Origin of the sequence: Microbispora sp. NPDC046933 (assembly GCF_040644635.1) — a bacterium.
Lineage (GTDB): Bacteria > Actinomycetota > Actinomycetes > Streptosporangiales > Streptosporangiaceae > Microbispora.
This window is the reverse complement of the sequence record NZ_JBEYWW010000015.1, coordinates 140,313-147,690: the sequence shown is the minus strand read 5'-3', so window position 1 is coordinate 147,690 and position 7,378 is coordinate 140,313. Positions and strand designations below refer to the sequence as shown.

Sequence of the window (7,378 nt, the reverse complement as noted above, 5' to 3'; positions counted from 1 at the left end):
GCGGCGGCGCCTGACCCGCCGCCGCGCCCCCGACCCCCCCACCTATGTGAGGCACATCTTCATGCGGCGTACGTTCCCGGCACTGGCGGCGCTGATCATCTCCACCGCGGTCGTCCCGGCCGCGGTCCCCACCTCCGCTTCCGCGGCCCCGGCGTTCAACTACGGCGAGGCGTTGCAGAAGTCGCTCTTCTTCTACGAGGCCCAGCAGTCCGGCAAGCTGCCGTCCACCAACCGCGTCACCTGGCGCGGCGACTCGGCGCTGAACGACGGCAAGGACGCCGGCCTGGACCTGACCGGCGGCTGGTTCGACGCGGGCGACCACGTCAAGTTCGGCCTGCCGATGGCGGCCAGCACCACGATGCTCGCGTGGGGCGCGGTCGAGTACCGCGACGCCTACGCCTCGTCCGGGCAGCTCACCTACCTGCTCAACAACCTGCGCTTCGTCAACGACTACTTCGTCAAGGCGCACCCCTCCCCCAACGTCCTGTACGGCCAGGTCGGCAGCGGAAACGCCGACCACGCCTGGTGGGGGCCGGCCGAGGTGCTGCCGATGGCGAGGCCCGCCTACAAGATCGACTCCTCGTGCGGCGGGTCCGACCTGGCCGGTGAGACGGCGGCCGCGATGGCCGCGTCCTCGATGGTCTTCCGGCCGACCGACCCGGCGTACGCCGACAAGCTCCTCACCCACGCCAAGCAGCTCTACACCTTCGCCGACACCGTGCGGGGCAAGTACAGCGACTGCATCACCGACGCGGCCAACTTCTACAAGTCCTGGAGCGGGTACAACGACGAGCTGGTGTGGGGCGCCATCTGGCTCTACCGCGCCACCGGCGACTCCTCCTACCTCGCCAAGGCCGAGTCGTACTACGCCAACCTCGGCACCGAGCCGCAGTCGACCACCAAGTCCTACAAGTGGACGATCGCCTGGGACGACAAGTCGTACGGCTGCTACGCGCTGCTCGCGATGCTGACCGGCAAGCAGCAGTACGCCGACGACGCCAACCGCTGGCTCGACTGGTGGACGGTCGGCGTCAACGGCCAGAAGGTGAACTACTCCCCCGGCGGCCAGGCCGTGCTCGACACGTGGGGCTCGCTGCGTTACGCCGCCAACACCGCGTTCGTCGCGCTCGTCTACAGCGACTGGCTGACCGACGCCACGCGTAAGGCCCGCTACCACGACTTCGCCGTCCGCCAGATCAACTACGCGCTCGGCGACAACCCGCGCAAGTCGTCGTACGTCGTGGGCTTCGGCGCCAACCCGCCGCGCAACCCGCACCACCGGACCGCGCACGGCACCTGGACCAACAACCTGAACGGCGAGCCGGAGCAGAGCCGGCACATCCTGTACGGCGCGCTGGTCGGCGGCCCCAAGTCGGCCGACGACGCCTACACCGACAGCCGGGCCGACTACACGATGAACGAGGTCGCCACCGACTACAACGCCGCCTTCACCAGCGCGCTCGCGCGGCTGTACAAGGAGTACGGCGGGGCGCCGCTGGCGAGCTTCCCGGTCGCGGAGACCCCCGACGGCCCGGAGATCTACCTCCAGGCGGCGCTCAACGCCACCGGCCAGAACTTCACCGAGATCAAGACGATGGTCTACAACCACTCGGCCTGGCCCGCCCGCGCGCTGACCGACGGGTCGTTCCGCTACTACTTCACCCTCGACGGCGACACCACGCCGAGCCAGATCACGCTGACGGCCAACTACAACCAGTGCAAGCCGCCGACCGGGCCCACGCAGTTCTCCGGGAAGGTGTACTACGTCACGATCGACTGCTCGGGGCAGGTGATCGCGCCGCAGGGACAGTCGGAGTCGCGGCGTGAGGTGCAGTTCCGCATCGCCAGCTCGGGTTCGTGGGACCCGTCGAACGACTGGTCGTACACCGGGGTGTCCACTACGCCGTCCACGCCCGCGACGGTGCAGAACATGACGCTCTACTCGGGATCCACCAAGATCTGGGGCAACGCGCCCGGGACCGAGCCGTCCCCGTCGCCCAGCCCCTCGGTCTCGCCGTCCGCGTCCCCGTCGCCCAGCCCCTCGGCATCTCCGTCCCCGTCCCCGTCCCCGTCCCCGTCCCCGTCTCCGTCGCCGTCGCCCAGCCCGTCGGCCTCGCCCTCCCCGTCGCCGTCGCCCAGCCCGTCGCCGGTGACCGGCAAGGCGTGCACCGCGACGTACAAGGTCATCAACTCGTGGCAGGGCGGCTTCCAGGTGGACGTCACCGTCGGCAACTCCGGCAGCGCGGCCATCTCCGGCTGGATGGTGGGCTGGTCGTTCCCGGACGGCCAGACCGTCTCCCAGCTGTGGAGCGGCACCGTCAGCCAGAGCGGGTCGAACGTCACGGTGAAGAACCTGTCCTGGAACGGCAGCCTGAGCCCCGGCGCCACCACGAGCTTCGGCTTCACCGGCACCGGCTCGGGCACCGCCCCGTCGTCCGTCACCTGCACCCCCGCGTAGCCCGCACTCCCGGGCTCGCCCGAGTCGCCCGCCTTCCCCAGACGGACCCCTCTCTGGGGAAGGCGGGCATCCACGTCAGTGCCGAGAAAGGGAGATCGATGATCAGGAAGACGATCAGCACGGCAGCCCTGGTCCTGGCGGCGACCGGGATCGCGGCCGTTCCGGCGGCGGCGGACTCGATCGGCTGCAGGGCGAGCTTCACGATCACCAGCGAGTGGCCCGGAGACGCCACCGCGCTCGGGCAGGTCACCGTGACCAACACCGGTTCGTCGGCGATCAGGGGCTGGCGTGTGTCGTGGCGCTACACCGACGGCAGCGTCGTCACGCAGGTGTGGGGGGCGGTGCCCCTCCCGGTGATCGGCCCCGTCGGCTCGTACGCGTTCGGCAACGAGACCTACAACGGAAATCTCCCCGTCGGCGGCGCGACCGTCTTCGGCTTCGCCGCCCGCCTGGGCGGTGGCAGGACCCCCGACGTGACCTGCACGCCCGTCTGACCTGAGAGGTCCCACGGGAGGAGCGGAGCGGGTGGGAGGGAGGACCGCAGCGAAGGCCCAGCGGAACGGGCTTCGCGAGGACCGGACCTTCCGGCCGGCGCAGTGACGACCCCTGGAACCCACGCGGGCAACCGCAAAGACCACCGGACACCCCGCAGGCGCGGTGGCGACAGGCGCGGACCACACGCTGACGATCCCCCGGGACCACATCTCCCGGGGGATCGTCGTCTTCCGCTATACGAACCGGACGCGACCGGCGATGTCACACCGTGGCATACGGGATCACCACGCGTCCTCGGGCAGGTTCACATTGCCGACGCGGTCGTAGATGATGGTCTCGTCCGCCAGTCTCACGACCACCACGCGGCGGGCGAGCCCGGCCCTCTCCAGCGCCTTGGCCGACTCCACGGCGTTCTTGGCGTAGTGGTAGCGGTCACGGCTACCGGTGAACGGGCTCTCCCTGTCGCACCTGACCTCGTAGCGGTCGTCAGGCCATGGGTGGGGAAGCCCGTCAGCAGTGCGGCGCTCGGTAGCGGTCGCGGTCATACAACACCTCTCTTGTCGCGGAGGACCTCCGCTCAGAAAGACCCCCCTGCCCCCCCGCGCCTAAGTATTCCTCATATGCAACATTTGTTTCACGGCACCCCCTCGAACAGAGGGCCGAGGACAGGACGGTGTCACGCGGCGGGCAGCATGACGCGAAACGCCGTACGGCCGGGACGGCTCTCGACGTCGACGGTGCCGCCGTGGGCCGCGACCACGGCCTTGACGATCGCGAGCCCCAGACCGCTGCCGCCCGAGGCCCGGGTGCGGGCCTTGTCGGCGCGGACGAACCGTTCGAAGATCTCGCCCTGGAGGTCCTCCGGAATGCCGGGGCCGTCGTCGGTCACGGTCAGCTCGACCTTGTCCGGTCCGGGGAGACGCAAGGCGACGGTGACGGTCGTGCCCGGCGGGGTGTGCGCGCGGGCGTTGCCCAGCAGGTTGGCCACCACCTGGTGGAGCCGGTCGGGGTCCCCGGGCACCGTGACCGGCTCCTCGGGCAGGTCGAGCCTCCAGCGATGGTCGGGCCCGTAGGCGCGGGCGTCGCCGGTGGCGTCGATGGCCAGGCGGGTCAGGTCGACCTCCTCCCGCGCCAGCGGGCGGCCGGCGTCGAGCCGGGCCAGCAGCAGCAGGTCGTCCACGAGCGTGCCCATGCGGGCCGACTCGGCGTCGATGCGTTCCAGGGCGTGCCGTACGGCGCCGGGGACGGCCTCCTCGTCGCGCCGGGCGAGCTGGACGTGGGCGCGGACGGTGGCGAGCGGGGTGCGCAGTTCGTGGCTGGCGTCGGCGGCGAAGGTGCGCATCCGCTGCTCGCTGGCGTGGCGGTGGGCGAGAGCCCGCCCCACGTGGCCGAGCATGCGGTTGAACGCCTCCCCCACCTGGCCGATCTCGGTGCGGGGGTCCTCGTCGGGCACCCCCTCGGGCAGCGCCACCTCGCCGTCGGCCAGCGGCAGGCGGGCCACGCGCCGGGCCGTGGCCGCGACCCGGTCCAGCGGGCGCAGCGACAGCCTCACCCAGACGGCCCCGGCGATCCCGGTCACGAGCACGACGACGGCGAACACCCCGATCTCGGCGATCTGCAGGCGCTGGACGGTGGCCCGCACGTCTCTCAGCGACAGGCCGGTGACGAGCAGCTCCCCGTCGGGGTTGCGGACGCCCGTGACCCGGTAGTCGCCGAGGCCGCCCGAGGACAGCTCCACCGTGTGCCCGAGCCCGTCCGGCGGGACGGCGGCCAACGCCTTCCGGTCCTCCGCCGACAGCACCGGGTCGGCCCGGCCCACCACGGCGGGCTCGCCCACCTGGCCGTCCCGCACGAGCACGCCCAGGGTGCCGGGCGCCTGCCCGCGCGAGTCCCCCCGCTCGCCGTACGGATTGCGCGGGTATCCGTGCTCGCGCTCCTCGTGGGCCAGGCTCGCCGCGAACCGCCCGGCCGTCATGGACAGTTGCTGGTCGATCCGTTCGACCATGAACCGTTCGAGCAGGAGGGACGAGGCCGCCCCGGCCGCCGCGCAGGCGAGCACGAGCAGCACCAGCGTGCCCACCACCAGGCGGGCCCGCAGCGTCGTCGGCGCCAGGCGCAGGAGGCGGCGCCGGCGCGGCCGGCCGGTCACGGCGGCCCGGTCACGGCCGCAGGACGTATCCCACGCCCCGCACCGTGTGGATCAGCGGCCTGCGGCCGGCGTCGATCTTCTTGCGCAGGTAGCTGATGTACAGCTCGACCACGTGCGCCTGCCCGCCGAAGTCGTACGACCAGACTCGGTCGAGGATCTGCGCCTTGCTCAGCACCCGCCGGGGGTTGCGCATGAGGAAGCGCAGCAGCTCGAACTCCGTCGGCGTGAGCTCGACCAGCTCCCCGTCCCTGGTCACCTCGCGGGCGTCCTCGTCCATCACCAGGTCGCCCACCACCAGCCGGTCGCCCTCGGCGCTGCGCGCCATGCCGGCGCGGCGCAGCAGCCCGCGCAGCCGGGCCAGCACCTCCTCCAGGCTGAACGGTTTGGTCACGTAGTCGTCCCCGCCCGCGGTGATGCCCGCGATGCGGTCCTCCACGGCGTCACGCGCGGTCAGGAACAGTACGCACACGTCCGGGGCCTCGGCACGCAGGCGGCGCAGCACCTCCAGCCCGTCGAAGTCGGGCAGCATCACGTCCAGCAGCACCGCGTCGGGCTGGAACTCCCGTGCCTCCCGCACGGCCGACGTCCCGTCGCCCGCCGTGCGCACCTCCCATCCCTCGTACTTCAGCACCGCGCCGAGGACCTCGACGAGATCAGGCTCGTCGTCGACCACGAGGACGCGTACGGGGTTTCCGTCGGGGCGGACCAGGCCGGGCTGGCCGTTCGAAGTCTTACGCATGATGGTTCCAGGGTCCTCCCCGCTCACCGGGCATCCCCTGAGAGCCGCCTCAGAGAATCCTATGAATGGTCCGCAGGTGCCCCGGTTCATAGGAAAACAAGAAGTTCGGTTGGCACGGTGAGTCGCGTGATGACGACGAGGAGGAACCCGTGACCACCACCTTCCCGGGGACAGCGGTGACGACCGGGCACGCGCGCCCGCCGCGCCGCGGCGGGCGCGCCCGCCCCGAGGCCGTCCTGGCGCTCATCGCCGCGGGCGTGGTCGCGGTCGTCGGCATGTGGTGGGCGAACACGCCCAGCGTCGCGGGCTTCGACGACTGGCTGACGAACGCGGGCCGCATCACCGGGCTGCTCGCCGGATACGCGATCGCCGTGCTGCTGGCGCTGATGGCCCGGGTTCCCGCGCTGGAGCGCGGCGTCGGCGCCGACCGGCTCGCCCGCTGGCACTCGATGGGCGGCCGCTACGTCGTCGGCCTGGCGGTGGCGCACATGCTGCTGATCATCTGGGGCTACGCGCTGACCGACCGCACCGACGTGGTGAGCGAGACGGTGACGCTCAACCTCACCTACCCCGACGTGCTGAAGGCCACCGTCGCGCTGCTGCTCCTGGTGGGCGTCGGTGTCGTGTCCGCCCGCGCGATCCGCCCGAAGCTGCGCTACGAGACGTGGTTCCACCTGCACTTCTACACCTATCTGGCCGCGTGGCTGGCCTTCGGGCACCAGCTCGCCACGGGCGCGGAGTTCGCCGTGGCCCCGGTCGCCCGCACCTCCTGGTACGTCCTCTACCTCGGCGTCGCGGCGCTGCTCGTGTGGTATCGCTTCCTCACGCCCGTACGGCTGGCCGTACGGCACCGCCTGAGGGTCTCCCGGGTGGTGCCGGAGGCTCCGGGGGTCGTCTCCGTGTACGTGACCGGGCGGCGCCTGGACCGGCTGCGGGCCGAGCCCGGCCAGTTCTTCCGCTGGCGGTTCCTGACCAGGGACCTGTGGTGGTCCCCCAACCCGTACTCGCTGTCGGCGCCGCCCGGAGCGGGCGAGATGCGGATCACGGTGAAGGACCTGGGCGACCAGAGCCGCTCCCTCGCCGGCCTGCGGCCCGGCGTCCGGGTGCTCGCCGAGGGGCCGTACGGCTCGTTCACCGCGAGCGGGCGCCGGGCGCGCAAGGTGCTGCTCGTCGCGGGCGGCGTCGGCATCACGCCGCTGCGCGCGCTGTTCGAGTCGGTGCCCGCCGCCCCCGGCGACCTGACCCTCCTTTACCGGGTGCGCGACGAGCGGGACCTGGTGTTCCGCGCCGAGCTCGAGGAGATCGCCACGGCGCGCGGCGCGACCCTGCACTACTGCGTCGGCCCCCGGGCCCTGATCGGCGACCCGTTCGCGCCGGCGACGCTCGCCGGGCTGGTGCCGGACCTGGCCGGCCACGAGGTGTACGTCTGCGGGCCGGCCGAGATGACGAGCGCCGTCATCCCCGCCCTGCGGGCGGCCGGGGTGCCGAAACGCCGCATACACCACGAATCGTTCGAGTTCTGATCGTCCTGGATGGG

The 7,378-nt window shown here is 71.8% G+C and carries 6 protein-coding genes; 3 read left to right on the top strand and 3 right to left on the bottom strand.

Going from position 1 to position 7,378, the window contains the following annotated elements; genetic code table 11:
• The first annotated feature begins 61 nt into the window (after nucleotides 1–61).
• Entirely contained in the window at nucleotides 62–2,458 is a 2,397-nt protein-coding gene (locus tag ABZ857_RS21490) for a glycoside hydrolase family 9 protein (protein ID WP_357045462.1), read from the top strand.
• A 98-nt stretch (nucleotides 2,459–2,556) separates the two neighbouring features.
• A complete protein-coding gene (locus ABZ857_RS21485; protein ID WP_357045460.1) occupies nucleotides 2,557–2,952 on the top strand; it encodes a cellulose binding domain-containing protein in 396 nt (131 codons plus the stop codon).
• A 282-nt stretch (nucleotides 2,953–3,234) separates the two neighbouring features.
• Here ABZ857_RS21485 and ABZ857_RS21480 read toward each other — a convergent pair whose 3' ends face one another.
• The 3 genes from ABZ857_RS21480 to ABZ857_RS21470 form a co-directional block, all read right to left on the bottom strand.
• A complete protein-coding gene (locus ABZ857_RS21480; RefSeq protein WP_357045458.1) occupies nucleotides 3,235–3,498 on the bottom strand; it encodes a hypothetical protein in 264 nt (87 codons plus the stop codon).
• 131 nt (nucleotides 3,499–3,629) lie between these two features.
• Nucleotides 3,630–5,102 (bottom strand): HAMP domain-containing sensor histidine kinase, encoded by a 1,473-nt coding sequence (locus ABZ857_RS21475; protein WP_357045456.1) that lies wholly within the window; start codon nucleotides 5,100–5,102, stop codon nucleotides 3,630–3,632.
• Between the two features lie 10 nt (nucleotides 5,103–5,112).
• On the bottom strand, nucleotides 5,113–5,841 hold the full coding sequence (locus ABZ857_RS21470; protein WP_357045454.1) for a response regulator transcription factor: 729 nt from the start codon (nucleotides 5,839–5,841) through the stop codon (nucleotides 5,113–5,115).
• 149 nt (nucleotides 5,842–5,990) lie between these two features.
• Here ABZ857_RS21470 and ABZ857_RS21465 point away from each other — a divergent pair, with 149 nt between their 5' ends.
• Complete coding sequence (locus tag ABZ857_RS21465; RefSeq protein WP_357045452.1) at nucleotides 5,991–7,364, top strand: ferredoxin reductase family protein; 1,374 nt, start codon at nucleotides 5,991–5,993, stop codon at nucleotides 7,362–7,364.
• Nucleotides 7,365–7,378: the final 14 nt, after the last annotated feature.